The 23,093-nt window shown below is 73.1% G+C and carries 21 protein-coding genes; 9 read left to right on the top strand and 12 right to left on the bottom strand.

Annotation, left to right across the window (positions count from 1 at the left end; genetic code table 11):
* Nucleotides 1–51: 51 nt before the first annotated feature.
* Nucleotides 52–546: a MarR family transcriptional regulator gene (locus tag ACGFK0_RS14820; protein WP_392904778.1), complete on the bottom strand. Its 495-nt coding sequence runs from the start codon at nucleotides 544–546 to the stop codon at nucleotides 52–54.
* Nucleotides 547–650: 104 nt separating this feature from the next.
* Here ACGFK0_RS14820 and icmF point away from each other — a divergent pair, with 104 nt between their 5' ends.
* Both icmF and ACGFK0_RS14810 read left to right on the top strand, forming a co-directional pair.
* The gene (gene icmF / locus ACGFK0_RS14815) at nucleotides 651–3,869 is read left to right on the top strand and encodes a fused isobutyryl-CoA mutase/GTPase IcmF (protein WP_392904776.1); all 3,219 of its coding nucleotides are present in this window, start codon (nucleotides 651–653) and stop codon (nucleotides 3,867–3,869) included.
* Nucleotides 3,870–3,877: 8 nt separating this feature from the next.
* Nucleotides 3,878–4,666, top strand: coding sequence for a helical backbone metal receptor (locus ACGFK0_RS14810; protein ID WP_392904773.1), 789 nt, complete (start codon nucleotides 3,878–3,880; stop codon nucleotides 4,664–4,666).
* Between the two features lie 21 nt (nucleotides 4,667–4,687).
* Here the strand turns inward: ACGFK0_RS14810 and ACGFK0_RS14805 are convergent, their stop codons facing one another.
* The 5 genes from ACGFK0_RS14805 to ACGFK0_RS14785 form a co-directional block, all read right to left on the bottom strand.
* Entirely contained in the window at nucleotides 4,688–5,305 is a 618-nt protein-coding gene (locus ACGFK0_RS14805; RefSeq protein ID WP_392904771.1) for a TetR/AcrR family transcriptional regulator, read from the bottom strand.
* Between the two features lie 43 nt (nucleotides 5,306–5,348).
* On the bottom strand, nucleotides 5,349–6,104 hold the full coding sequence (gene fabG / locus ACGFK0_RS14800; protein ID WP_392904768.1) for a 3-oxoacyl-ACP reductase FabG: 756 nt from the start codon (nucleotides 6,102–6,104) through the stop codon (nucleotides 5,349–5,351).
* A 14-nt stretch (nucleotides 6,105–6,118) separates the two neighbouring features.
* Nucleotides 6,119–7,270, bottom strand: coding sequence for an acyl-CoA dehydrogenase family protein (locus ACGFK0_RS14795; protein WP_392904766.1), 1,152 nt, complete (start codon nucleotides 7,268–7,270; stop codon nucleotides 6,119–6,121).
* Between the two features lie 120 nt (nucleotides 7,271–7,390).
* Nucleotides 7,391–9,418 (bottom strand): substrate-binding domain-containing protein, encoded by a 2,028-nt coding sequence (locus ACGFK0_RS14790; protein WP_392904764.1) that lies wholly within the window; start codon nucleotides 9,416–9,418, stop codon nucleotides 7,391–7,393.
* Nucleotides 9,419–10,059: 641 nt separating this feature from the next.
* Entirely contained in the window at nucleotides 10,060–10,392 is a 333-nt protein-coding gene (locus tag ACGFK0_RS14785; RefSeq protein WP_392904762.1) for a DUF3099 domain-containing protein, read from the bottom strand.
* 66 nt (nucleotides 10,393–10,458) lie between these two features.
* On the opposite strand from ACGFK0_RS14785, the gene ACGFK0_RS14780 reads away from it, so the two are divergent.
* Complete coding sequence (locus ACGFK0_RS14780) at nucleotides 10,459–10,671, top strand: dodecin (RefSeq protein ID WP_392904760.1); 213 nt, start codon at nucleotides 10,459–10,461, stop codon at nucleotides 10,669–10,671.
* 45 nt (nucleotides 10,672–10,716) lie between these two features.
* Here the strand turns inward: ACGFK0_RS14780 and ACGFK0_RS14775 are convergent, their stop codons facing one another.
* A complete protein-coding gene (locus ACGFK0_RS14775; protein WP_392905127.1) occupies nucleotides 10,717–12,093 on the bottom strand; it encodes a metallopeptidase TldD-related protein in 1,377 nt (458 codons plus the stop codon).
* 5 nt (nucleotides 12,094–12,098) lie between these two features.
* Nucleotides 12,099–13,598 carry a TldD/PmbA family protein gene (locus ACGFK0_RS14770; protein ID WP_392904757.1) on the bottom strand — a complete coding sequence of 500 codons (1,500 nt, stop codon included), beginning with the start codon at nucleotides 13,596–13,598 and terminating at the stop codon, nucleotides 12,099–12,101.
* Between the two features lie 164 nt (nucleotides 13,599–13,762).
* Here ACGFK0_RS14770 and ACGFK0_RS14765 point away from each other — a divergent pair, with 164 nt between their 5' ends.
* Together ACGFK0_RS14765 and fabI are read left to right on the top strand one after the other, a co-directional pair.
* Complete coding sequence (locus ACGFK0_RS14765; protein WP_392904754.1) at nucleotides 13,763–14,467, top strand: beta-ketoacyl-ACP reductase; 705 nt, start codon at nucleotides 13,763–13,765, stop codon at nucleotides 14,465–14,467.
* Nucleotides 14,468–14,472: 5 nt separating this feature from the next.
* Nucleotides 14,473–15,252, top strand: a complete 780-nt coding sequence (fabI, locus tag ACGFK0_RS14760; RefSeq protein WP_392904751.1) for an enoyl-ACP reductase FabI — start codon at nucleotides 14,473–14,475, stop codon at nucleotides 15,250–15,252.
* Nucleotides 15,253–15,540: 288 nt separating this feature from the next.
* On the opposite strand, the gene ACGFK0_RS14755 is transcribed toward fabI, so the two are convergent.
* The 3 genes from ACGFK0_RS14755 to ACGFK0_RS14745 form a co-directional block, all read right to left on the bottom strand.
* On the bottom strand, nucleotides 15,541–16,188 hold the full coding sequence (locus ACGFK0_RS14755; RefSeq protein WP_392904749.1) for a hypothetical protein: 648 nt from the start codon (nucleotides 16,186–16,188) through the stop codon (nucleotides 15,541–15,543).
* A 105-nt stretch (nucleotides 16,189–16,293) separates the two neighbouring features.
* Nucleotides 16,294–18,189, bottom strand: coding sequence for a helix-hairpin-helix domain-containing protein (locus ACGFK0_RS14750; RefSeq protein WP_392904747.1), 1,896 nt, complete (start codon nucleotides 18,187–18,189; stop codon nucleotides 16,294–16,296).
* Between the two features lie 51 nt (nucleotides 18,190–18,240).
* On the bottom strand, nucleotides 18,241–19,191 hold the full coding sequence (locus ACGFK0_RS14745; RefSeq protein WP_392904744.1) for an aldo/keto reductase: 951 nt from the start codon (nucleotides 19,189–19,191) through the stop codon (nucleotides 18,241–18,243).
* A gap of 129 nt (nucleotides 19,192–19,320) precedes the next feature.
* Here ACGFK0_RS14745 and ACGFK0_RS14740 point away from each other — a divergent pair, with 129 nt between their 5' ends.
* Nucleotides 19,321–19,929: a hypothetical protein gene (locus ACGFK0_RS14740; protein ID WP_392904741.1), complete on the top strand. Its 609-nt coding sequence runs from the start codon at nucleotides 19,321–19,323 to the stop codon at nucleotides 19,927–19,929.
* Here ACGFK0_RS14740 and corA read toward each other — a convergent pair.
* Complete coding sequence (gene corA, locus ACGFK0_RS14735) at nucleotides 19,926–20,897, bottom strand: magnesium/cobalt transporter CorA (protein WP_392904738.1); 972 nt, start codon at nucleotides 20,895–20,897, stop codon at nucleotides 19,926–19,928. The genes ACGFK0_RS14740 and corA overlap by 4 nt on opposite strands.
* A 76-nt stretch (nucleotides 20,898–20,973) precedes the next feature.
* On the opposite strand from corA, the gene ACGFK0_RS14730 reads away from it, so the two are divergent.
* The 3 genes from ACGFK0_RS14730 to ACGFK0_RS14720 are packed head-to-tail and all read left to right on the top strand — an operon-like array spanning nucleotide 20,974 to nucleotide 23,088.
* The gene (locus tag ACGFK0_RS14730) at nucleotides 20,974–21,687 is read left to right on the top strand and encodes a histidine phosphatase family protein (protein WP_392904736.1); all 714 of its coding nucleotides are present in this window, start codon (nucleotides 20,974–20,976) and stop codon (nucleotides 21,685–21,687) included.
* 10 nt (nucleotides 21,688–21,697) lie between these two features.
* On the top strand, nucleotides 21,698–22,246 hold the full coding sequence (locus ACGFK0_RS14725) for a DUF3090 domain-containing protein (protein WP_392904733.1): 549 nt from the start codon (nucleotides 21,698–21,700) through the stop codon (nucleotides 22,244–22,246).
* 53 nt (nucleotides 22,247–22,299) lie between these two features.
* A complete protein-coding gene (locus ACGFK0_RS14720) occupies nucleotides 22,300–23,088 on the top strand; it encodes an SCO1664 family protein (protein ID WP_392904730.1) in 789 nt (262 codons plus the stop codon).
* Nucleotides 23,089–23,093: the final 5 nt, after the last annotated feature.

Genomic DNA, 23,093 nt, shown 5'->3' with positions numbered 1-23,093 from the left:
ACCGGCCCTCACCACGGGCACGGCCGTCCAGCACGGGAACGGGCCGGGACGTCAGTCGACCTCGCCGGCGGAGACGCGGACCGCGCGCAGGGCGGCGGTGATCCCCGCGGCCTCGGCGGCGGGCAGGTCGGCGATGCCGAAGCCCGACTCGTTGAGGGCCCGGGTGGCCTCCTCGGCCAGGTCGCGCCCGGCCGGGGTGATGGCGGCCAGGACGACGCGGCGGTCGTCGGGGGAGGGACCGCGGCCGACGAGGCCGCGCTGCTCCAGCCGGCCGATCACGTTGGTGACCGACGCGGGGTGGACCATGAGGCGGGTGCCCATCTTGCCCATGGGGAGCGTCCCGGTACGGGTGAAGGCGAGCAGGCGCAGCGCCTCGTAGGCGGCGAACGTCAGCGCGTACGGTTTGAGTACGGCCTCGATCCGGCTGAGCAGGATCTGCTGGGCCCGCATCACCGAGGTGACGGCCGCCATGTGGTCGGCGTGCTCGGGCCAGCGGATGCTCCACTGGCGGTGGGCCTCGGCGATCGGGTCGGGGGTCTCGGGCACCGGACCACCGTATGTCGTCGAGGGCGGTGTGGTCTTGACCGGGTCGCGCACGGAAACTATTTTAACTTCCAAATATTGGATGTCCAAGGTTTGAGGTGGAGACGGTGACGGGGGATCTGCACGTGCCGGTGCACCCGGTGCGGTTCGTGACGGCGGCCGCGCTGTTCGACGGCCACGACGCGGCCATCAACATCATGCGGCGCATCCTGCAGTCCCAGGGCGCCGAGGTGGTGCACCTCGGGCACGACCGCTCGGTCCGCGCGGTCGTCGACGCCGTCCTGGAGGAGGATGCGCAGGGCGTGGCGATCAGCTCGTACCAGGGCGGCCACGTCGAGTACTTCGAGTACCTGGCGCGCAGCCTCAAGGAGGCCGGCGCTGAGCACGTGCGGGTGTTCGGCGGGGGCGGCGGCGTGATCGTCCACGAGGAGATCGCGCGGCTGTCGGGCGCCGGCGTGCGGATCTTCTCCCCCGAGGACGGGCAGCGGCTCGGCCTCCCCGGGATGATCAACGAGCTGGTCCGCGACTGCGACGTCGACCTGGCCGCCGACCCCGTCCCTGCCGAGGCCGTGGTCGCGGGGGAGCGGCGCGCCCTCGCCCGGACCATCACGTGCCTGCAGGCCGGGCGGCTGCCCGAGGACGCGCGGGCCGCCCTCGCCGAGGCGGCGGGCCGGCGGCGCGTCCCCGTCCTGGGCATCACCGGGACGGGCGGTTCCGGGAAGTCGTCGCTCACCGACGAGCTGGTGCGGCGGCTGCGCGTCGACCAGCGGGACGGGCTGCGCGTCGCGGTGCTGGCCGTCGACCCGACGCGGCGGCGCGGCGGCGGCGCCCTGCTCGGCGACCGCATCAGGATGAACGCCCTGGACGGCGACCGCGTCTTCTTCCGCTCCCTGGCGACCCGCGGCGCGCGGGAACTGCCCGACGGCATCGAGGACATCGTCGGCGCCTGCAAGGCCGCCGGATACGACCTGGTCATCCTGGAGACGCCCGGCATCGGGCAGGGCGACGCCGCGATCGTGCCGCTGGTCGACGTCTCGCTGTACGTGATGACGCCCGAGTTCGGCGCCGCCACCCAGCTGGAGAAGATCGACATGCTCGACTTCGCGGACGTCGTGGCGATCAACAAGTTCGAGCGGCGCGGCGCGGCCGACGCGCTGCGGGACGTGTCGCGGCAGCTGGTCCGCAACCGGGAGGCGTTCGGGCAGCGGCCCGAGGACATGCCCGTGTTCGGCACCAGCGCGGCCACGTTCGACGACGACGGCGTCACCGCGCTCTATCGGCACATCGGCGGGCTCCTCGGCGAGCACGGGCTGGAACTGGCGGACGGTGCCCTGCCCGAGATCACGACCAAGACCTCCACCGGCGCCGCGACGATCATCCCGCCCGGCCGGGTGCGGTACCTGTCCGGCATCGCCGAGACCGTGCGCGGCTACCACGCCGACACCGTCGAGCAGATCGAGGCCGTCCGGCGCGTCCAGCGGCTGGACGAGGTGCGCGCCGAGCTGACGGACGCCGCCGAGGTCGAGGGGCTGCTGGAGAAGGCGCGCCGCGACGTGGCCCCGGACAACGCCGGGCTGATCGAGGGCTGGCCGGCGGTCGTGGAGTCGTACTCGGGCGACGAGCAGGTCGTCCGGATCCGCGACAGGGAACTGCACACCGCGCTGACCCGTGAATCCCTGTCGGGCAGCCGCATCCCGCGGGTCGCGCTGCCGCGCTACACCGACCACGGTGAGCTGCTGAGGTTCCTCCGCAACGAGAACCTGCCCGGGCGGTTCCCGTTCACCGCCGGGGTGTTCCCGTTCAAGCGCGACAACGAGGACCCCGCCCGCATGTTCGCGGGGGAGGGCGACCCGTTCCGGACCAACCGCCGCTTCAAGCTGCTGTCGGAGGGCCAGCCCGCGACCCGCCTGTCGACCGCGTTCGACTCGGTCACCCTGTACGGGCGCGACCCGGACGAGCGTCCCGACGTCTACGGCAAGGTCGGCACGTCCGGCGTGTCGATCGCCACGCTGGACGACATGAAGGCGCTGTACGACGGTTTCGACCTGGCCTCGCCCACGACGTCGGTGTCGATGACCATCAACGGCCCCGCGCCCACGATCCTGGCGTTCTTCCTCAACACCGCCATCGACCAGGGGCTGGACGCCTTCTACGACGAGAACGGGCGCGCACCGTCCGAGGACGAGGCCGCGGCGATCCGCGCGCGTGTGCTGTCCACCGTGCGCGGCACCGTGCAGGCCGACATCCTCAAGGAGGACCAGGGGCAGAACACCTGCATCTTCTCCACCGAGTTCTCGCTGCGGATGATGGGCGACATCCAGGAGTGGTTCATCGCCAACAAGGTCCGCAACTTCTACTCGGTGTCCATCTCCGGCTACCACATCGCCGAGGCCGGGGCGAACCCCATCAGCCAGCTCGCGTTCACCCTCGCCAACGGGTTCACCTACGTCGAGTCGTACCTGGCCCGCGGCATGGACATCGACGACTTCGCGCCCAACCTGTCGTTCTTCTTCTCCAACGGCATGGACCCCGAGTACAGCGTCCTCGGACGTGTGGCCCGCCGCATCTGGGCCGTGGCCATGCGCGACCGGTACGGCGCCAACGAGCGCAGCCAGAAGCTCAAGTACCACGTGCAGACGTCCGGGCGCTCCCTGCACGCGCAGGAGATGGACTTCAACGACATCCGGACGACGCTGCAGGCCCTCATCGCCATCTACGACAACTGCAACAGCCTGCACACCAACGCCTACGACGAGGCCGTCACCACGCCGACGGCTGAGTCGGTGCGGCGGGCGCTGGCGATCCAGCTCATCATCAACCGCGAGTGGGGCCTGGCGATGAACGAGAACCCGCTGCAGGGGTCGTTCATCATCGACGAGCTGACCGACCTGGTCGAGGAGGCGGTGCTGACGGAGTTCGACCGCATCAGCGAGCGCGGCGGCGTGCTCGGCGCGATGGAGACCGGCTACCAGCGGGGCCGCATCCAGGACGAGTCGATGCTGTACGAGCAGCGCAAGCACGACGGATCCCTGCCGATCGTGGGCGTCAACACGTTCCGCGGCCCCGACGCCGGGGACGGGACACCGGACACGATCGAACTGGCCCGCGCCACCGAGGACGAGAAGCGGTCCCAGCTCGACCGGGTCCACGGCTACCAGGACGCGCACCGCGACGACGCCCGCGCGGCCCTCGCCGCCCTCCAGGACGCGGCGCGGTCGGGCGAGAACGTGTTCGCGGTGCTGATGGACGCGGCCCGCGTGTGCAGCCTCCAGCAGATCACCGACGCGTTCTTCGAGGTCGGCGGCCAGTACCGCCGCAACGTCTGAGCCCCCGTATGAGCGCTTTCGACGACACCGGCGCCCCGGTCCCCGTCCCGGACCGGGTGCGCCGCGTCGTGTCGATCGTCCCGTCCCTGACCGAGACCGTCGCCGTCACCGCGCCGGGCCTGCTGGCGGGCGCCACCGACTGGTGCACCCACCCCGCCGGCCTGGACGTCCCGCGCGTCGGGGGCACCAAGAACCCCGGCCTGGAGCGGATCGCGGAGCTGCGGCCCGACGTCGTGCTCGGCAACACCGAGGAGAACCGCCCCGCCGACGTCGAGGCGATGCGCGCCGCCGGGTTCGCGGTGTGGATGACGGAGATCCGCACCGTGGACGAGGCCCTGGCGTCGCTGCGCCGCATGCTCGCCGAGGCGTGCCGCGTCCCCGTGCCGGGCTGGCTGGACGAGGCGTCCCGCGTCTGGGCGGACGTCACGCCCGGCGAGCCCCGCTCGGCCGTCGTCCCGGTCTGGCGGCGGCCGTGGATGGTCGTCGGCCGCGACACCTTCACCGGCGACGTCCTGTCGCGGCTCGGGGTGTCCAACGTCTACGCGGGCCACCCCGAGCGCTACCCGAAGATCGCGCTGGAGGAGCTGAACGCCGCAGGCGCCGACCTGGTCGTGCTGCCGGACGAGCCCTACCGGTTCACCGCGGACGACGGCCCCGAGGCGTTCCCCGGCATCGACGCCGCGCTCGTCGACGGCCGCCATCTCACCTGGTACGGCCCGTCGCTCGCCGTCGCCCCCGCCGCGCTGTCACGGCAGCTCGCCGCCGCATCGCGCCACCCCGGCCCCCGGACCCGCTGAGCGCCCGCCGGCCGAGCGGACCTACCGGCCGGCCCGCTCCCCGCCGTGGGCGGGGCCGCGCGTGAACATCGCCTCCACGCAGGCGGCCATGCGCCCGTCCAGTTCCTCCGCCGGAAGGCCGATCTCGCGCGCCAGGTGCTCGCGCAGCAGCGTGTACCCGTAGATCGTGGACGCGATCGCCGCCTGCACGGCCTCGACGTCGTCGACGGGCAGCTCGCCGCGCGCGGCCTCCGCGGCGAGGTCCTCCCGGCTCGCGCCCCGGTTGAGCAGCACCCGGGGCCGGTCGTCGCCGTCCAGCACCAGCAGCGACGCCAGGACGACCGGCTCGGGGTTGCGCAGGCTCGTCCAGAACAGCCGTGCCAGCCGCTTGCGCAGTGGCAGCCCGGCCGCGTCCACCGCGTCCTCGGCGTTCGGCCGGGACCGGTGGAACAGCGCCGACCGCAGCAGCGCCCGGCGCGACCCGAAGTACTGGTAGACCAGCCCGCGGTTGACGCCCGCCTCGTCGGCGACCTGCCGCAGGTTCAGCCCGGCGAGGACGCCGCCGCGCCGCAGCAGCGTGATCGCCGCCGCGCGCAGCGACTCCTCGGTCGCCTCCCGGTCCCGCGCCGGGCCGTCCCTGCGGGCCGTCCGCGCGGTCACGTGCGGCGCCTTTGTGGGGGGACGACCCCCCACGCCCCCCGGTTCATGCCCGTGGGCCGCCGGCCACGTAGATCACCTGGCCGGACACGAACGAGGCGTCGTCGCTCACGAGGAACGCCACCGTCCCGGCGATGTCCTCGGGGACGCCGACGCGCCGGACGGGGATCTCCTTGGCGGCGGCGGCCTTGAAGTCCTCGAACCCGACGCCGACGCGGGCGGCGGTCGCGGCCGTCATCTCCGTCGCGATGAACCCCGGCGCGATCGCGTTGGCGGTCACGCCGAACCTGCCCAGCTCGATCGCGAGGGTCTTGGTGAAGCCCTGCAGCCCCGCCTTGGCGGCCGAGTAGTTCACCTGCCCGCGGTTGCCGAGCGCCGACACCGACGACAGGTTGACGATCCGGCCCCAGCCGGCCTTCGTCATGTGCTCCTGCGCGGCGCGGCTCATCAGGAACGAGCCGCGCAGGTGCACCGACATGACGGTGTCCCAGTCGTCGTCGGTCATCTTGAACAGCAGGTTGTCGCGGGTGACGCCGGCGTTGTTGATGAGCACGACGGGCGGGCCGAGCTCGGCCGCGACGCGGGCGACGGCGGCGGTGACCTGCGCGGAGTCGGCGACGTCCACGCCGACGGCGAGGGCCTTCCCGCCGTCCTTCTCGATCTGCGCCACGGTCCCGGCGCAGGCGGCCTCGTCGAGGTCGCAGACCGCGACGGCGAACCCCTCCCGGGCGAGCCGGACGGCGGTGGCGGCGCCGATGCCCCGCGCCGCGCCGGTGACGATGGCGACCCTGGTGTCGGTCATGTCGACTGCCCCTCTCAGACCTGGAGGTCCTTGGCGATGATGGTCTTGAGCACCTCGCTGGTGCCGCCGTAGATGCGGGTGACCCGGGCGTCGGTGTACAGCCGCGCGATCGGGTATTCGAGGATGTAGCCGTAGCCGCCGTGCAGCTGCAGGCACTTGTCGACGACGCGGGCCTGGACCTCGGTGCAGAACAGCTTGCACACGGCGGCGTCGGCGGGGGTGAGCTCCCCGGCGTCGAGGGCCTCGATGCAGCGGTCGACGAGCGAGCGGGCCGCCTCGACCTCGGTGGCGCACTCGGCGAGGACGAACTTGGTGTTCTGGAACGACGACACGGTCTTGCCGAAGACGGTGCGGTCCTGGACGTACCTGCGGGCGAACTCCACGGCGGCGGCGGCGGACGCGTAGGAGCTGGTCGCGATGCCGAGGCGCTCCTCGGCCAGGTTGTGCGTCAGGTACTCGAACCCGCGGCCCTCCTCGCCGAGCAGGTCCTCGGCGGGGACGCGGACGTCGGTGAACGACAGCTCGGCGGTGTCGGAGCTGCGCAGCCCGATCTTCTCCAGCTTGCGGCCGACCGCGTAGCCCTCGCTCTTGGTGTCCACCGCCAGGATCGACAGGCCCGCCCGGCGGTTCTCCGGCGTGGCCGGGGACGTCCGCGCGACGACGAGGACCCGGTCGGCGAGGACGCCGCCGGTGATGAACGTCTTGGCGCCGTTGAGGACGTAGTGGTCGCCGTCGCGCCTGGCGGTGGTCTGCATGCCGGCGAGGTCGGAGCCGGTGCCGGGCTCGGTCATCGCGATGGCCGTCATCATGTCGCCGGACACGAACGGCGGCAGCCAGCGCTTCTTCTGCTCCTCCGACCCGTACTTCAGCACGTAGGGCAGGACGAGGTTGACGTGCACGCCGTAGCCGCCGAAGCTCACTCCGGCGCGGGCGCACTCCTCGGAGACCACCGCCTGGTACTTGAAGCTGGTCTCGCCCGCGCCGCCGTACTCCTCGGGCACCTGGATGCCGAACACGCCGAGTTCGCCGAGCTTGTTGTAGAAGTCGCGGGGCGGATGGCCGGCGTCCTCCCACTCGCCGTAGACGGGCGCGACCTCCGCCTCGATGAACGCCCGGATGGTCTCCCGGAACGCCTCATGGTCCTCGTTGAACACGGTGCGGCGCACGCTGTGCCCCTTTCGCTGCGCTGTTAACAGAACGCTAACCTAACTCGAATCGGGTTCTAGAATCAAATACGAGTCAGGTGTCGAGTCCGTCGGCGCGGCGGATCCCGGAGCGGCGGACGCTCAGCAGTCGGGCTCGCAGACCCGCTGGGACAGCGCCTTGAGGAAGAGGGCCTGGACCTGTCCCGGCGTCTCGGCCACGTACGCGTCGCCGCCCGTCAGCCGGGCGATCTGCCGGAGCTCGCCGACGTCCACGCCTTCGCCCAGACCGAACATGTTGATCTGGACGGGGCGCTCCGGGTCGTACGCGCGGCGGATGTGGTCCAGGGTCTCCGGCAGCGAGGGACCCTCCTTGTCCTCGTTCTTCCCGTCCGTCCACAGCAGGATCGAGTTCACGTACTCCGGCTTGTAGGTCCGCTTCATGTGATCGAACGCGGCGATGGCGGTCTCGTACAGCCCCGTGCCGCCGTCCTCCTTCACCCTGGTCTGCGCGAACGCGCTCAGCACGAGCTGGCGGCGGGTGGCCGAGCCGAGCCGCTCGTCCAGCGGCCCCACGCCGACCAGCTCCCGCCAGTCCCGCTCGCCCTCCAGCTCGGTGGAGAACACCCAATGGCCGAGCTCGCTGTCGTCCGGCAGCAGCGACAACCCGTTCTGCGCCGTGCGGATCGTGGACTGCAGCCGCGTGGCGCCGGGCGCGATCTTGCGGTCCATGGACCCGGAGATGTCGATGATGCTCAGCATCCGGATGCTCAGCGAGAGCTGCGCCCACTGCTGCATGGTGCGCTTGACCTCCGCCGCGGGCGCCGGCGGCAGCGCCTTCGGCGCGCGCTCGCTCAGCCCGGTCTTCGCCGAGAACGCCGCGGGCGCGGTGCCGTCGGGCGTCCGGAAGCCCAGCCTGCGCACGTCCTCGCGGGTGGCGCCGCCCGCCAGCTCCTCGCGCAGCAGCCGGGCCGCGCTCACCTTCACCGGCTCCTCGGACAGGACGGTGACGGGGTGGTCGAGGAAGACGGTGCCCTCGGCCGGGTACACGGCGACGGCGATCTCGGGCGGACGTTTCGCGTTGAAGGCGAACACCGCCTGCTCGGGCGTCAGCGCCACGGGGTAGCGCTCGCCCGGCTTCTGGCCGAACGCGGCGAACTGCGCCTTGACCGACGCCGCGATGCCCTCCCGGAACGTCCGCACCACGCCGGTGAACACCGCCTGACCCTGCGGGTCGTCCGCCAGCAGCGCGCCGGCCAGCATCAGCGTGCCCATGCCGGTGGCGGTGCGGTCGGGGTCGGGGACCTGCAGCCGGAACAGGCGCGGGGGGATCACGCCTTCGGCGGGCGCGGTCGCGGGCCCCTGCTCGGCGTTCTCCGCCGTCCCGGCCGCCGCCAGCAGCTCCTTCCAGGACGGCTGCGCGGGCGCCCCGAGGTTGCGCAGCTGCACCGCGAGCCCGCGGGGCATCGCCAGCACGATCGGGCTCGACGCCATCCCGCCGAGGTGGGTGAAGTCCGCCGCCGCCCCTGCCCGGCCGGACTCCTCGACGAGCTTGGTCCACAGGGACGAGTCGGGGATCCAGACGTCCGGCCTCTCGGTGACGCCCGCGACTCCCTTGCCCGACAGGAGCGTCGCGACGGCGGCCGGGTCGGCGGACCGCACCCGCGCGATGGCGCACCTGCCGGCGACCTGCCTGCGGGCGTCATTGAAGCGTTTCGCGGCCCGGATGACCGCCGGGGCGACGTCCGGCGCGGCCGCCACGCTGATCGTGAGCGCGCCGCCGCCCGCGCAGTCGTCGCCCGTTCCGGTGAGCGCGTACGCGCCGATGCCCGTTACCAGGACCAGCCCGACCGCGCCGGCGAGCGGTCCGAGCAGGATGCCGCCGAACGTCCTCGGCACGCGGGGCCTCCTGCGGCCCGGCTTGGCGGCGGCGTGCGCGGGTCCGGGGGGACGGGACGCGCGGCCGGGCCGCTCGAAGGCGTCGAACGGCCGGTCCGCGGCCGGGCCGCCCGCGGTTCCGCCGGGCGGCGTCCGGCCCGCGGCACCGTCCGCCGGGCCGGTGGGCACGCCGCCCGGATAGGAGGCGCCCAGGAAGGTGTAGGGGGCGCCGGGATCTCCGCTGTCCGGCGGGGTCCGGGGTGCCCACTCGGGCACGTCGTCGTGTCCGCTCATCGCCGATCTCCGTTTCCCGGGCGGCGGCGCCGGGCATGGCGCACCGCATGGTGACGGCCGCCCGATGAGACACATGTACGATGTGTCTCAGGCGGGGCCAGCTGTGATGTTCGTCTCATCGACGCCTTCCGTCAAGTGGGTCGGCGGGTCGGGACCGGACGGAATCCACGGCGGGCGGCGCGGGGGGCCCGCCGCGCGGGGATGATGCCATCGCCGTTCAGAGGTACGCAGCGCGCCCCGGATCGGATCGGTCTGCGTCCAGGTCGTTCTGACGGACGGTGCCCGGCCGGAAACGCCGTGCTGCACACGGATTCGCGGGCGAAAAGTTCGGTTCGGCGGAGTTTCGGGTCGTGGCCGGACCAGGCCACGGCCAGTGCTTGCCTTTTCGCCAGAATGTGCTTGTGACCGGGACGGGCCCTCAGGCGCGGGTCACGGGAAGGTCATCGCTGGCCAGGGGGAGTCCCATGGCAGGACCTCGGATATGAAAAGCGGCGCCGGGTGGATACGGGGGCAATCCACCCGGCGCCGCATCATCGGTGTTCCGACGGGGGCCCGGAACACCGGCACGGGCGCTCCGACGGGGGACCAGAGCGCCGGTACAAATCGTACACCGAAACCCCCCGCGGTTAGTCAAGAGAATGTCACGACCCGATTTCCGGTCGCTGTCCGGAACCCGGCTTCTGTTCCCCTGCCTCGGGGTCCTCGAAGGCCGCCGAGGCCGTCGGCTCCCGCCCGCCGTTGGCGAAGATCACCGCGATGTAGGGCAGGAGCAGCGCCCCGGCCACCAGAACGAGAACCGCCCACGCCGGCGCGCCGCCCACCGCGGCCAGTATCGCGCCGACGAAGCACACCGTGCGGACGCCCATCGACACCAGGTACCGCCGCTGCCGGTACCCGATGTCCTCGGACATGGGACGGGGCGCGTCGGTGACCGTGTAGACCTCGGGTTCCCGATGGTGATTGACCTTCACCATTCCACGGTAAGCCCATGGAGTCCGGCTTGCGATACCAGTCCGGGTCAAGACATCGGAGGGAATGAGATGACCGATCGCACGTACCGCGTGACGGAGATCGTGGGAACCTCGCCGGAGTCGGTCGAGAGCGCGATCCGCAACGGCGTCCGGCGCGCCTCGCAGACCCTGCGCCACCTGGACTGGTTCGAGGTGACCGAGGTCCGCGGGCAGATCGAGGACGGCGAGGTCGCCCACATCCAGGTCACCATGAAGGTCGGCTTCCGCCTGGAGGACACCTGAGCGGCCGGGCCCGCCCGGCGAGGGCGGGCCCGGCCGCGCGGGACGTCAGGACGCCTGCGACACCGTCGACATGTTGAAGTCGCCGATCCTGATCGGCGGCATGGCGGCCCGGTTGAAGTAGTCGGACCACTCGCGCGGCAGCGCCGGGCCGGTCTCGCCGACCTCGGTCAGGCGTGACAGCAGGTCGACCGGGCTTTCGTTGAACCGGAAGTTGTTCACCGCCCCGACGACCTCCCCGTCTTCGACGAGGTAGACGCCGTCGCGGGTGAGGCCGGTCAGCAGGAGGCTCTGCGAGTCGACCTCGCGGATGTACCACAGGCACGTCAGCAGCAGGCCGCGTTCGGTGCGGGCGACCATCTCCTCCAGGGACGCGCCGCCGCCCGGCCCCGACATCGCCAGGTTGTCGATGGGCGGGGTGAGCGGCAGCCCCGTGCGCTCCGCCGAGTGCCGGGTCTGGGTGAGCGAGGTGAGGGTGCCGTCGCTGATCCAGTCGGTGGCGCCGAGCGCGAGGCCGTTGTCGAACACCGACGATTCGCGGCCGGAGGCGTGCGCGACGACGAACGGGGCGCACTCCAGGCCCGCCGCGGCCGGGTCGCTGGACAGCGTGACGGGCAGGCTCGCGAGCTTCTCGCCGACGCGGGTGCCGCCGCCGGGGGCGCTGAACACCGTCCGGCCGTCCTGGGCGTCCTGCGCGCCCGCCGACCAGTACAGGTAGATCATCAGGTCGGCGACGGCGGACGGCGGCAGGATCGTCTCGTACCGCCCGGCGGGCAGGTCCACGCGCCGCTCGCCCCACTCCAGCCGCCGGGCGAGGCCGCCGGTCAGCGCGGCGACGTCGACGTCGGTGAAGTCGCGGGTGCCGGTGCCCGCCCACGCCGAGCCGCCGGCGCCCTTGGCGTTCAGCTCCAGCAGCCCGGTCGGCTGGTCGTGGCGCAGCCGCAGCCCCGTCGAGGTGCCCAGGAACGTCGAGGTCAGCATATGGTTGGCGAACCCGTACAGGCGCCGGTCGCCGGCCTGCGCGGCGGCGAACGCCTCGCCGAGCGCGGGCGCGAACCCCTCGAACACGCCGATCCCGGTCTCGGCGGGGTCGTCGTCCCACCCGGCCGCGGCCGGGCCCCCGGTGATCAGCGGGGCGGCGTCCTCGGCGGCCTCGCCCGCTGCGGCGTCGGCCTCCGCGGCGCGCACCAGGTCCTCGATGCCGTCGGCGGCGACGGCCGACCGCGACACCACGCCCGCCGCGACGCCGTCGGCGGTGTCGCGCAACGCGATGACGGTGAGGCGGTTGGAGCGGGTCACGCCGTTGGTGGTGAGCGTGTTGCCCGCCCACCGCAGGTTCGCGGTGCTCGCCTCGTCGGCGATGACGATGCAGTCGTCCGTGCGGGACAGCGACAGTGCCCGCTCGACGGCCTCCTGCGGCCTCATGGCGCTCACTGGCCGGCCTCCTTCAGGGCGTTGAGGATGTTGACGCCGCGGAACAGCGCGGACGGGCAGCCGTGGCTGACCGGCGCGACCTGCCCCGGCTGGCCCTTGCCGCAGTTGAACGCGCCGCCGAGCACGTACGTCCGCGGCCCGCCGACGGCCTCCATGGAGTTCCAGAAGTCGGTCGTGGTGGCCTGGTAGGCGACGTCGCGGAGCTGCCCGGCGAGCCGCCCGTTCTCGATCCGGTAGAACCGCTGCCCGGTGAACTGGAAGTTGTGGCGCTGCATGTCGATCGACCAGCTCTTGTCGCCCATGATGTAGATGCCGCGGTCGACGCCGGAGATCAGCTCCTCGGTGGACGGGCCGTCCTCGGCGGGTTTCAGCGACACGTTCGCCATCCGCTGGATCGGCATGCTGGACGCCGCGTCGGCGAACGCGCACCCGTTGGAGCGGCCGGCACCGGTCAGGCGGGCGATGCGGCGGTCGGTCTGGTAGCCGGTGAACAGCCCGCCGGAGACGATGTCGAAGGACTGGCCCTCGACGCCCTCGTCGTCGTAACCGATGGTGGCCAGACCGTGTTCGGTGGTGCGGTCCCCGGTGATGTTCATGACCTTGGAGCCGTACTGGAGGTTCCCGAGCTTGTCGGGGGTGGCGAACGACGTGCCCGCGTAGGCGGCCTCGTATCCGAGCGCCCGGTCGAGCTCGGTGGCGTGGCCGATCGACTCGTGGATCGTCAGCCACAGGTTGGACGGGTCGACGACGACGTCGTACACGCCCGCCTCGACCGACGGCGCGGCGAGCTTCTCGGCGAGGAGCTCGGGAATGCGGGCCAGTTCGCCGTCCCAGTCCCAGTGCCGGCCCGACAGCCACTCCCACCCGTACCCGGCGGGCGGCGCGAGCGTGCGCATCGTGTCGAACAGGCCGCCGGAGATGCCGACGGCGGTCACGACCGGGTGCACCCGGACGCGCTGCTGGGTGGTGACGGTCCCGGCGAGGTCGGCGAAGAACTTGTTCTCCTTGACCTGCAGCAGCGTCGCGTCCACGTGGTCGACGCGGTCGTCGCCGAGCAGCATGCGGCTCCAGCCCGACAGCAGCGCCACCTTGTCCGCGGTCGGCACGTCGAACGGGTCGACCTCGTACGCCGAGATCCAGGTGCGCTCCCCGTGCACCGGTTCGGGGGCCAGCTCGATGGGCTCGCGGTTGACGGCCCTGGCGACCGCCGCGACGTCCACCGCCTGGGCGGCGACGCGTGCGGCGCCCCCGGGCGTCAGGTCGACGCCGGCGGCGAAGCCCCAGGTGCCGTCCTTGACGACCCGGACCGACAGGCCCACGTCGTCGGCGTCCAGGGCGGTCTCCAGTGCGGCGTCGTGCAGGCGGAGTGTCTGGCTGCGGATGCGCTCCAGGCGGAAGTCGGCGTGCTCGGCGCCCAGCTCCCGGGCGCGGGACAGGGCCGCGTCGGCCAGCGCGTGAAGCGGCAGCGCGGTGAAGGCGGGATCGATGTCATGCACCCTTGGGAACCTACCCGCCGCGCCCGGGAGGGCACCCGAACAAACACCGGTGAGCGGATCTTGTCGGTTCGGCACATCCGCAGCCCGCCGGAAGGCCGCTAGTGTCGTGCGCTGTCATCACCGTGCGACGCGGTGTGCCAGGAGCAGCCAACGAGAGGGTCGTGATGAGTCGCTCTGTCCTCGTCACCGGGGGGAACCGGGGCATCGGCCTCGCGATCGCCCGAGAGCTCGCCGCCGCGGGCGACGCGGTCGCCGTCACCTACCGGTCCGGTGAGCCCCCCGAGGGGCTGTTCGGCGTCCGGTGCGACGTGACCAGCGCCGAGGACGTCGACGCCGCCTTCGGCAAGGTGGAGGCGGAGCACGGCCCGGTCGAGGTGGTCGTCGCCAACGCAGGGATCACCAAGGACACCCTGCTGGCGATCATGAGCGAGGAGTCGTTCACCTCGGTGATCGACACGAACCTGACCGGCGCGTTCCGCGTCGCCAAGCGCGGCGTGAAGGCCATGATGCGCAAGCGCAAGGGACGCATCGTGCTGGTCTCCTCGGTGGTGGGCCTGATGGGCTCGCCGGGCCAGGCCAACTACGCCGCGTCCAAGGCGGGGATGGTCGGGTTCGCGCGGTCCCTCGCCCGCGAGCTCGGCTCCCGCGGCATCACCGTCAACGTGGTGGCGCCCGGATTCGTCGACACCGACATGACGGCGGTGCTGACCGAGGACCAGCAGAAGGCCATCACCTCGGCGATCCCGCTGGGGCGGATCGCGCAGCCGGACGAGGTCGCCAAGGCCGTGCGGTTCGTGGCGAGCGAGGACGCCGCCTACATCACCGGGGCCGTGATCCCCGTCGACGGCGGCCTGGGAATGGGGCACTGACGGACATGGGAATCCTCGAAGGCAAGCGCATCCTGGTCACCGGCGTCCTCACCGACGCCTCGATCGGCTTCCACGTCGCGCGCGTCGCGCAGGAGCAGGGCGCCGAGGTGGTGCTGACCGCCTACCCGCGCCCGACGCTCACCGCCCGGACCGCCAAGCGGCTCCCGACCGGACCCGACTCGCCGCCGCCGGTGATCGAGCTGGACGCGACCAACGCCGAGCAGCTGGACGCGCTGGCCGGGAACCTGCGCGACAACGGCTTCGACCACCTGGACGGCGTCGTCCACGCGATCGGGTTCGCGCCGCAGACCGCGCTCGGCGGCAACTTCCTGGAGACGCCGTGGGAGGACGTGGCGACGGCCGTGCACTCCTCGACGTACTCGCTGAAGTCGCTGACGATGGCGTGCCTGCCGCTGATGAAGGACGGCGGCTCGGTCGTCGGCCTGGACTTCGACGCCACCAAGGCGTGGCCGGTGTACGACTGGATGGGCGTGGCCAAGGCCGGACTGGAGTCCTGCTCCCGCTACCTGGCCAAGTACCTCGGCCCCCAGGGGATCCGGGTGAACCTCGTCGCCGCCGGGCCGCTCGCCACGATGGCGGCCAAGAGCATCCCTGGTTTCGAGGGCATCACGGAGATGTGGCCGCAGGTCGCGCCGCTCGGCTGGGACGTCAAGGACAGCGAGCCGACGGCCCGCGCGTGCGCCGCCCTGCTGTCGGACTGGTTCCCGGCGACCACCGGCGAAATCGTCCACGTGGACGGCGGCATCCACGCCATGGGCGCGTAGTTTTTTTGCAGTTCCCTTGGCGTCGGGCGCTAGAGCGCCCTCCTTCGGCGGGAACTGCGGTGCGATCGCTGCATCGCTCCGAACTCGCCTTGCGGCTCGCTGCGCGATCAGGTTTCTTGCTTCGCTCGAAACCTGCCTTCGGACGCGATCGCGACGGTTTGGGTCGTCGCGGGGTTGCGGTGTCGGCCGGGGTCGGTGCGGACCGGAGATCGCCTGTCGGCTGGCGCGGGATCGCGTGCCGGTTCGTAGCGCGGGATCGCGTGTCGGTTGGTGGTGCGGGCTCGCGTGTTACCTGGTGGTGCGGCGCCTGCGTCGGGTGCGGCCGGCGACGCTGAGGTTGAGGGCGCCGGCGGCGCCCGCGGCGCCTGCGGCGGCGGCGACCAGGAGCAGTTGGCCGTTGTCCTGCTGTGAGGCCGCGACGGGTGAGATGAGGCGCGTCTGCGGCATGGCTGCCGTCCCGGCCGGCGGGTTCTGCCGGTGGGCGTTCGGGTCCGCGGCGATCTCGGGGGTGGGCAGGACCCCCGGGAGGCCGGTCGCGGTGGACGGCGCCTTCTCCGTGAGCGGGCGGGACACCGTGGAGTCGGTCATCACGGGCGGAGGCGCCGCCGCGCCGCCGCCGCTCGGGGCCGAGGACGGCTTGCGGGTCTTCTTGGCGGGCGCCTTGGACGTCTTGTTCCCCGAGCTCTTGCTCGACGTGGTCTTCTTCGGGGCGGTCTTGGACGGGGTGGGCTCCGGCGTGGGCGTCGGCGTCTTCGGAGTGAGCGCCTCGCGGATGTTGCCGAGGTTGCACTTCCAGTTCTCGATCGTGGTCTCCGGGTCGACGCCCTTCTTGCAGACCTCGGCCGCCTCGGCCGCCGGGGCGGACAGGAGCAGGACGAGCGCGCCCGCCGAGACCGCCGCCGAAGCCGTACCGACCCGCCTGAGCCGCTGGGGCATGCCGCTCCTCCACCCGTTCGCGCATTCGCTGACCCTGTTGACATCGTGTCCCATACGGGCCCGTCCGTAAACCGCGACACGGGCGTTTCTTTACCCGCCATGGCCTCAGTGGATCACCAGTTTCGCGAGCCTGGTGCGCCGCGCGGGCGCGCCGTTCTCGCGGACCGCCCTGACCAGGTCCGGGCCGGCCGCCTGCACGACCGACAGGTGCCGGCGCGCCAGCCCGAACGCGGTGGCCACCAGCGGCCGTGACAGGCCCGCGGGCGACATGACCGCCACCACGGCGGGACGGCGCGTCCCGCGCGCCTGAGCGACCGTCACCGCCCAGCCGTGCCGCAGCCGGGACGCGTCCGCCGGGGCGACGACGGCCGCGCCGCCGGGGAAGTCGACGTCCAGCCCGTGCGGGCCGCCGCCGGTCACCACGCCGGTCTCACCGAGCGCGGCGTGGGGGAGGGGGGCGGCGACGACCACCCGGTCGCCGGGGTCCATCCCGCCGAACCTGCCGGGGCCGGGGTTCAGCCGCTCCTTGAGCGCCGCGTTGAGGGCGCCGGTGCCCGCCTCGCCGCCCGCGGCCGGCGCGACGACCTGGACGTCCTCGACCGCGATGCCGAGCGCGCGGGGGATCGAGTCGGTGACGAGCTGGACGGCCCGGTGCACCGCCTCGCCGGGGCTCGCGGCGGGCACGATCACGACCTCGTGCCCGGGCGCGTCCACGGCGGCCAGGTCGCCGCCGCGCACGGCGCCGGCCAGCTCGCCGAGCGGACCGGACGGGGGCGCGGCGTCCAGCGTGACGACGGGGACGGTCTCGGACGCCTCCAGGTCGTCCAGCGGCCGGCCCGGCCCGGCGGGCGGCGGCGCGCCCGGCTCGGCGCACAGCACGAGATGGGCGCCGTCGGGACACGCCTCGGCCAGCACCGCGCACAGTTCGACGTCGAGCACCGCGGCGTCCATGACGATGATCAGGTCGAGGTCGAAGGGACGCCGCTCGCCGCGCCCGTACACGACGGCCCCCGGCGCGGCTGCCGGCTCGTCCTGCGGCTCCAGCAGCCGGTGGAGGCTCGTGACCGTGACCCCTTCGGCGTCCGCGTGCAGGTCGGCGGCGGCGTGGTCGGTCGGAGCGGCCACGGCGGTGCGCACGCCCTGGCCCGCCGCCGCGGCGGCGATGCCGAGGGCGGTGCGCGCGAGGTCGCCCGGCGTCCCGCGCAGGACGCTCACGCCGGTGCGGAGCGCGGCGGTGAGCGCGAGGGAGCGGTCCTCGGGCAGGCCGTCGCGCAGGCCCTTGACGGCGACGTCGTCCAGCAGCGGCGCGGCCGTCAGCGACAGCCGCTGGAACCCTTCGGCCGCCGCCTCCTCGGCGAGCGCCCACCGCGCCGGGCCGAGGGTCTCCTCCGGTTCCGGCGGCTCGGCGTCCTCCTCGAAGGCCGCCTCGCCGAACTCGGGCTCCTCGGTGAGCGAGAGCACCTCCGCCTCGTCCAGCGCGGCCTCCACGGCGGCCTGCGGGTCGGGGAGCCGGACGCGTTCCAGCGCCGACATCACGGCGGCGGCGGGCGTGACCGTGTGGCCCTCCCGGGCGGCTTCGGTGAGCAGGTACAGGACGAGGGCGCGGCCGCGCCGGGGGTCGCCCGGCGCCGCGTCCCGCCCGAGGACGGCGCGGGCGAAGTGGTCGGCCTGGGGCGGCCGGACGCCGGGGACGCGCAGCAGCCGCCACGGGTCGGCGCGCAGCCCGGCGGCGGCGTCCGGTCCGAGCCGGGCGGCGGCGCGGGACGCGAGCGGCGCGGGGACGCCGGTCGCGGAGAACAGCTCGGTGAGGGCACGCAGGCCCTCCCGCGCGGTCGGGGCGGGCCCGGCGGGCGCTGCCTGTGCGGGCGCGGGCTCGCGGTCGCCGCCGCGTTCTTCGTCGCGGCGGCCGTCCAGGGCCGCGGCGGCGGCCTCGGCGGCGCGCATGGCCTCCGCGGCGCGCGCCGCCCGCTCGGCGGGGGTGGGGTCAGGGGTGTCGGTCACGGGCTTCCCGTCGCGGCTGATCACGGTTGGCGGTGGACCGTCCCGAGCGTGTCACGCGCCGGACGAGGTGTCGGAGACGTCGTCCAGCGCGCCGCGGATCTCGCCCGGGAGCGTCAGGTCCTCACTGTCCAGTATGGCGGTGAGCTGCGCGGCGGTGCGGGCGCCGACGATCGGCGCGGCGACACCGTCGCGGTCGCGGACCCACGCGAGCGCCACCGCCAGCGGGGAGCGTCCGAGGCCCTCGGCGGCGGTCACCACCGACTCCACGATCCGGGCGCACTCCTCGTCGAGGTAGGGCTGGACGAACTCGGCGAAATGAGGCGCGGCGGCGCGCGACCCGGCGGGGATGCCGGTGCGGTACTTGCCGGTGAGCACCCCCCGGCCGAGCGGCGACCACGGCAGCAGCCCCGCCCCGGCGTCCAGCACGGCGGGCACGACCTCCCGCTCGATGTCACGGCGCAGCAGCGAGTACTCCAGCTGGGCCGACACCACCGGGGCGCGACCGGGCCACGCCCGCTGCCAGGCGGCGGCCTTCGACACCTGCCAGCCCGCGTAGTTGGACACCCCGACATAGCGGGCCCGGCCGGACGCGACCGCCTCGTCCAGCGCCGACAGCGTCTCCTCCAGCGGCGTGGCCGGGTCGTACACGTGCAGCTGCCACAGGTCGACGTGGTCCAGGTCCATCCGGTCGAGGGAGGCGTCGAGGGCGTGGAGCAGGTGCCTGCGGGATCCGTCGTAGCGTCCGTTCGGCCTGATCGCGGCCTTGGTCGCGATGACCAGGCCGTCCCGGTCGACCGTCTCGCGCAGCAGGTGGCCGAGGATCCGCTCGCTGGCGCCGTCGCTGTAGACGTCGGCGGTGTCCACCAGCGTGCCCCCGGCGTCCACGAACGCGGCGAGCTGTGCCGCGGCCTCGTCCGGGTCGGTGTCGTGCCCCCAGGTCATGGTGCCGAGGCCCAGCCGGGACACCAGCAGCCCGCTCCGCCCGAGGTGACGCTCCTTCATGGGCGGTCAATCTAGCGGTCCGGGCGAGCCGACCGGGACGTGAGCGGGCCCCCGCCCGGGTTCCCGCCCGGCGCAAAGATCCTGGTGAGGTCTATTGCCGGGGACGCCGCCCGGCTAAAGTTTCGCGCCATGGCGCCACCACCGTTCTCGATGTACTCGCCGAAGACGCCGGACGGCGACGGCGGGCCGGATCTGGCACCGGTGTTCGGCGCGGGACCGGGCGACGACCCCGGCTTCGCCGCCTCCCTGCGCGGCCGTACCGAGCTCGGCCGGATGCGCCTGATGATGCTGGTCCTGGTGGCCGCCCCCGTCCTCATCCTGGCGATCACGCCGGCGATCGTGCAGGGCGACGAGGAGACGCCGCTCTGGATCTACCTCCCGCTGGTGGCCGCGGCGCTGGCCGCGCTCCTGGCCGGGCCGCGCGCGCCGCGCCCGATGCCCCCCGGGTCGGATCGGCGGACGGCGGCGCGGACGGCGCTCATGATGTTCCGGCAGGCGGTGCTGCTGCGGTTCGCGCTCGCCGAGGGCGTGATCCTGCTGGGCCTGCCGCTGGCCATGGTGGGGCACAGCGAGCTGGTGTTCGTCGCCGGGTTCGCCATCGGCTATCCGCTGCTGCTCTGGCTGGCGCTGCCGACCCGCGGCGCCGTGGAGCGGATCCGGCGCCGCCTGGAGGCCGACGGCGCCGAGTCGCACCTGTGGGCGGTCCTGCTCGCCGCCCCGGCGGCTAGGGGCGGCTAGAGCCAGCCGCTCCTGCGGAGTTTGCGGAACAGCAGCACGCAGATGACCGCCATCACCCCGAGGACCAGCGGGTAGCCGAAGGTCCAGTGCAGTTCGGGCATGTGGTCGAAGTTCATGCCGTAGATCCCGGCGATCGCCGTCGGCACCGCGATGATCGCGGCCCACGCGGAGATCTTGCGCATGTCCTCGTTCTGCCGCTTGCCGAGCAGCGCGAGGTGCGCGTTCAGCACGCTGTTGAGCAGCTCGTTGTGCGCGTCGACCTGCTCGTCGACGCGCAGCAGGTGGTCCAGGACGTCGCGGAAGTACTCCCGGGTGGAACCGCACTCGGGGACGCGGCCCTTCACGATCTCCTGCATCACCGGGACGAGCGGGTCCTCGGCGCCGCGGAACTCCAGCACCTCCCGCTTGAGGGAGTAGATGTCGGCGGTGACGTCCCGCGCGCCCGGGTCGAACACGGCGCGCTCCAGCCCGATGATGTCGACCTCGACCTCGTGGGCGACGAGCCCGTAGCGGTCGACGACCTCGTCGCACACCGCGTACAGGACGGCGGCGGCGCCGTGCTGGAGCAGCTCGGGCGACTCCTCCAGCCGCCCGCGGGCGGGGCCGAGCGGGTTGCCGGCGCCGTGCCGGACGGTGACGGCGAAGTCCCGGCCGAGGAACAGCATGATCTCGCCGACCTCGATGTCGGAGGTCGCGTCGATGTAGGTCAGCGTCTTCAGCACGATGAACAGCGTGTCGTCGTAGCGTTCCAGCTTGGGCCGCTGGTGTGCGGACACGGCGTCCTCGGCGGCGAGCGGGTGCAGCTCCAGCTCGTCCCTGACCAGTTCGAACTCGGCCTCGTCCGGCTCGAACATGCCGATCCAGAGGAAGCAGTCGCCGTCCTGGCGGGCGAGGTCGAAGGCGTCGCTGATGTCGCCCTCGATGTCGCGGCGCGTGCCGCGCGCGTAGATGGCCTTGTCCACGATCACGGCACGCATTCTCCCGTATCCGCCGGCGCGGGGGCGCCCACCACCAGGCTGCCCGTCATCTCCTAGAGTGGCTGCTGTGACCACACTCCTGCTGGTGAGGCATGGCCTGACCGCGATGACCGGACCCGTGCTCGCCGGCTGGACGCCCGGGGTCCGGCTCGACGACCGAGGCCGCGCGCAGGTCGCCCGCCTCGCCGGCCGCCTGGCGTCCCTCCCGCTCGCCGCGGTCGTCACCAGCCCCCTGGAACGCTGCGCCGAGACCGCCGAGGCGATCGCCGCCGGGCACGACGGCCCCATCGAGAAGATCGAGACGGACGAGCGGTTCGGCGAGGTCCGCTACGGCGACTGGACGGGCCGTCCCCTCAAGGAACTGGCCGAGGAGCCGCTCTGGCGGGTCGTGCAGGCCCATCCGAGCGCCGTCCGGTTCCCCGGCGAGGCCGGCGAGTCCCTCGCGGGCGCGCAGCACCGCGCCGTCACCGCCGTCCGCGACTGGAACGAGCGGATCGCCGCCGCGCACGGCCCCGAGGCCCTCTACGCGGTGTGCAGCCACGGCGACATCATCAAGTCCGTCGTCGCCGACGCGCTCGGCCTCCACCTCGACCAGTTCCAGCGGATCCAGGCCGACCCCGCGTCGCTCACCGTCATCCGGTACACCGAAACGCGCCCGTTCGTCGTCCGCGTCAACGACACCGGCGGCGATGTGGCCGGTCTCGTTCCAGAGCAGCCGGTGGAAGGTTCCGGGAAAGACGGACTCGGGCCGGGGGACGCGCCCGTCGGCGGCGGCGCGTAGGGTCGATGTCATGCCCGTCATCTCCTACGACCCGCCGGAGCGTTTCGTCGCCGGCGCCGTCGGGCGGCCAGGCGACCGCGCCTTCTTCCTGCAGGCCCGCTCGGGCCGCCGCGTCACCAGCGTCGGCCTGGAGAAGTTCCAGGTGACGCTGCTGGCCGAACGGCTGGAGGAGTTGCTCGACGAGGTGCTGCGGCGCACCGGCGGGGAGGCCACGGTGCCGGCGGTCACGCCGTCGGAACTCCAGGACGACGGCCCCCTCGACCAGCCGGTGGAGGAGGAGTTCAAGGTCGGCACGATGGCGCTGGCCTGGGATCCGGACGACGAGCAGGTCGTCATCGAGGCGCAGGAGGTCACCGAGGCGGAGGAGGACGCCGAGGTCGGGGAGGAGGACCCGGCCATCGCGGTGCTGCGGGTGCGGATCAGCGCCGCGCAGGCCCGCGCGTTCGCCGAGCGGGCCCTGAAGGTCGTCGCCGCCGGGCGGCCGCCCTGCCCGCTGTGCGGCCTGCCCCTCGACACCGAGGGGCACGTGTGCCCCCGCCAGAACGGATACCTCGGCTGAGATGACCTCCACCCATGCTGGATCATGGACGACGCGGCCGGGAGAATGATCGCATGACGCAGTCCTCCCGCGACCGGGCGCCCGCGGACGGCTCCGGGCGGAGCGAGCCCGGACGCCGGGTCTCCCCCCGCGACGTCGAGGGAGCCGAGCGGCTGCTGTCGGCCGGGCGGCTCAGCGTGGAGGGCAGGCTCGTCCAGGCGTCCAACGCCACCCTGTACTGCTCCGTCGACCACGACGGCCTCTCCGCGGGCTGCGTCTACAAGCCGGTCGCCGGGGAGCGCCCGCTGTGGGACTTCCCCGACGGCACCCTCGCCGAGCGGGAGGTCGCCGCCTACGAGGTCTCCAAGGCGATGGGGTGGGGGACCGTCCCGCCCACCGTGCACCGCGACGGCCCGTACGGGCCGGGCATGGTTCAGCTGTGGGTCGAACCCGATCCCGACATCGACCTCGTCGCCCTGTCCCGCTCCGACGACGACGCGATCCGCCGCATGTCGGTGTTCGACGCCGTCGTCAACAACGCCGACCGCAAGATCGGCCACCTGCTGCCGCCCGGCGACGGCCACGTCTACGGCTGCGACCACGGCGTCTGCTTCTCCGCCGACTACAAGCTCCGCACCGTCCTGTGGCAGTGGCGCGGCAAGCCGCTGACGGCCGAGGCCCTGGAGGCCCTCGGCCGCGTGGACGACGGCCTGCGCGGCGGCGCCCTCGGCGCGCGTCTGGCCGAACTCCTCACCCCCGACGAGGTCGACGCCACCCGCCGCCGGGTGGAACTGATGCTCAAGCACCGGATCCACCCGTATCCGCCGGAGGACTGGCCCGCCATCCCCTGGCCGCCGCTGTAGCCGGC

It is taken from the genome of Spirillospora sp. NPDC048823 (assembly GCF_043198445.1).
In the GTDB taxonomy this organism is placed as follows: domain Bacteria; phylum Actinomycetota; class Actinomycetes; order Streptosporangiales; family Streptosporangiaceae; genus Spirillospora.
Note: the sequence above shows the minus strand (reverse complement) of the source record. Positions and strands in the feature narration are given on the sequence as shown.

Coding starts and splice junctions, on each gene's coding strand:
- ACGFK0_RS14765 (WP_392904754.1), top strand. CDS start 13,763: ATGAGTCGCTCTGTCCTCGTCACCGGGGGGAACCGGGGCATCGGCCTC.
- fabG (WP_392904768.1), bottom strand. CDS start 6,104: ATGACCGACACCAGGGTCGCCATCGTCACCGGCGCGGCGCGGGGCATC.
- ACGFK0_RS14810 (WP_392904773.1), top strand. CDS start 3,878: ATGAGCGCTTTCGACGACACCGGCGCCCCGGTCCCCGTCCCGGACCGG.
- ACGFK0_RS14720 (WP_392904730.1), top strand. CDS start 22,300: ATGACGCAGTCCTCCCGCGACCGGGCGCCCGCGGACGGCTCCGGGCGG.
- ACGFK0_RS14740 (WP_392904741.1), top strand. CDS start 19,321: ATGGCGCCACCACCGTTCTCGATGTACTCGCCGAAGACGCCGGACGGC.
- ACGFK0_RS14745 (WP_392904744.1), bottom strand. CDS start 19,191: ATGAAGGAGCGTCACCTCGGGCGGAGCGGGCTGCTGGTGTCCCGGCTG.
- ACGFK0_RS14780 (WP_392904760.1), top strand. CDS start 10,459: ATGACCGATCGCACGTACCGCGTGACGGAGATCGTGGGAACCTCGCCG.
- ACGFK0_RS14785 (WP_392904762.1), bottom strand. CDS start 10,392: ATGGTGAAGGTCAATCACCATCGGGAACCCGAGGTCTACACGGTCACC.
- ACGFK0_RS14775 (WP_392905127.1), bottom strand. CDS start 12,093: ATGAGGCCGCAGGAGGCCGTCGAGCGGGCACTGTCGCTGTCCCGCACG.
- ACGFK0_RS14725 (WP_392904733.1), top strand. CDS start 21,698: ATGCCCGTCATCTCCTACGACCCGCCGGAGCGTTTCGTCGCCGGCGCC.
- fabI (WP_392904751.1), top strand. CDS start 14,473: ATGGGAATCCTCGAAGGCAAGCGCATCCTGGTCACCGGCGTCCTCACC.
- ACGFK0_RS14790 (WP_392904764.1), bottom strand. CDS start 9,418: ATGAGCGGACACGACGACGTGCCCGAGTGGGCACCCCGGACCCCGCCG.
- ACGFK0_RS14755 (WP_392904749.1), bottom strand. CDS start 16,188: ATGCCCCAGCGGCTCAGGCGGGTCGGTACGGCTTCGGCGGCGGTCTCG.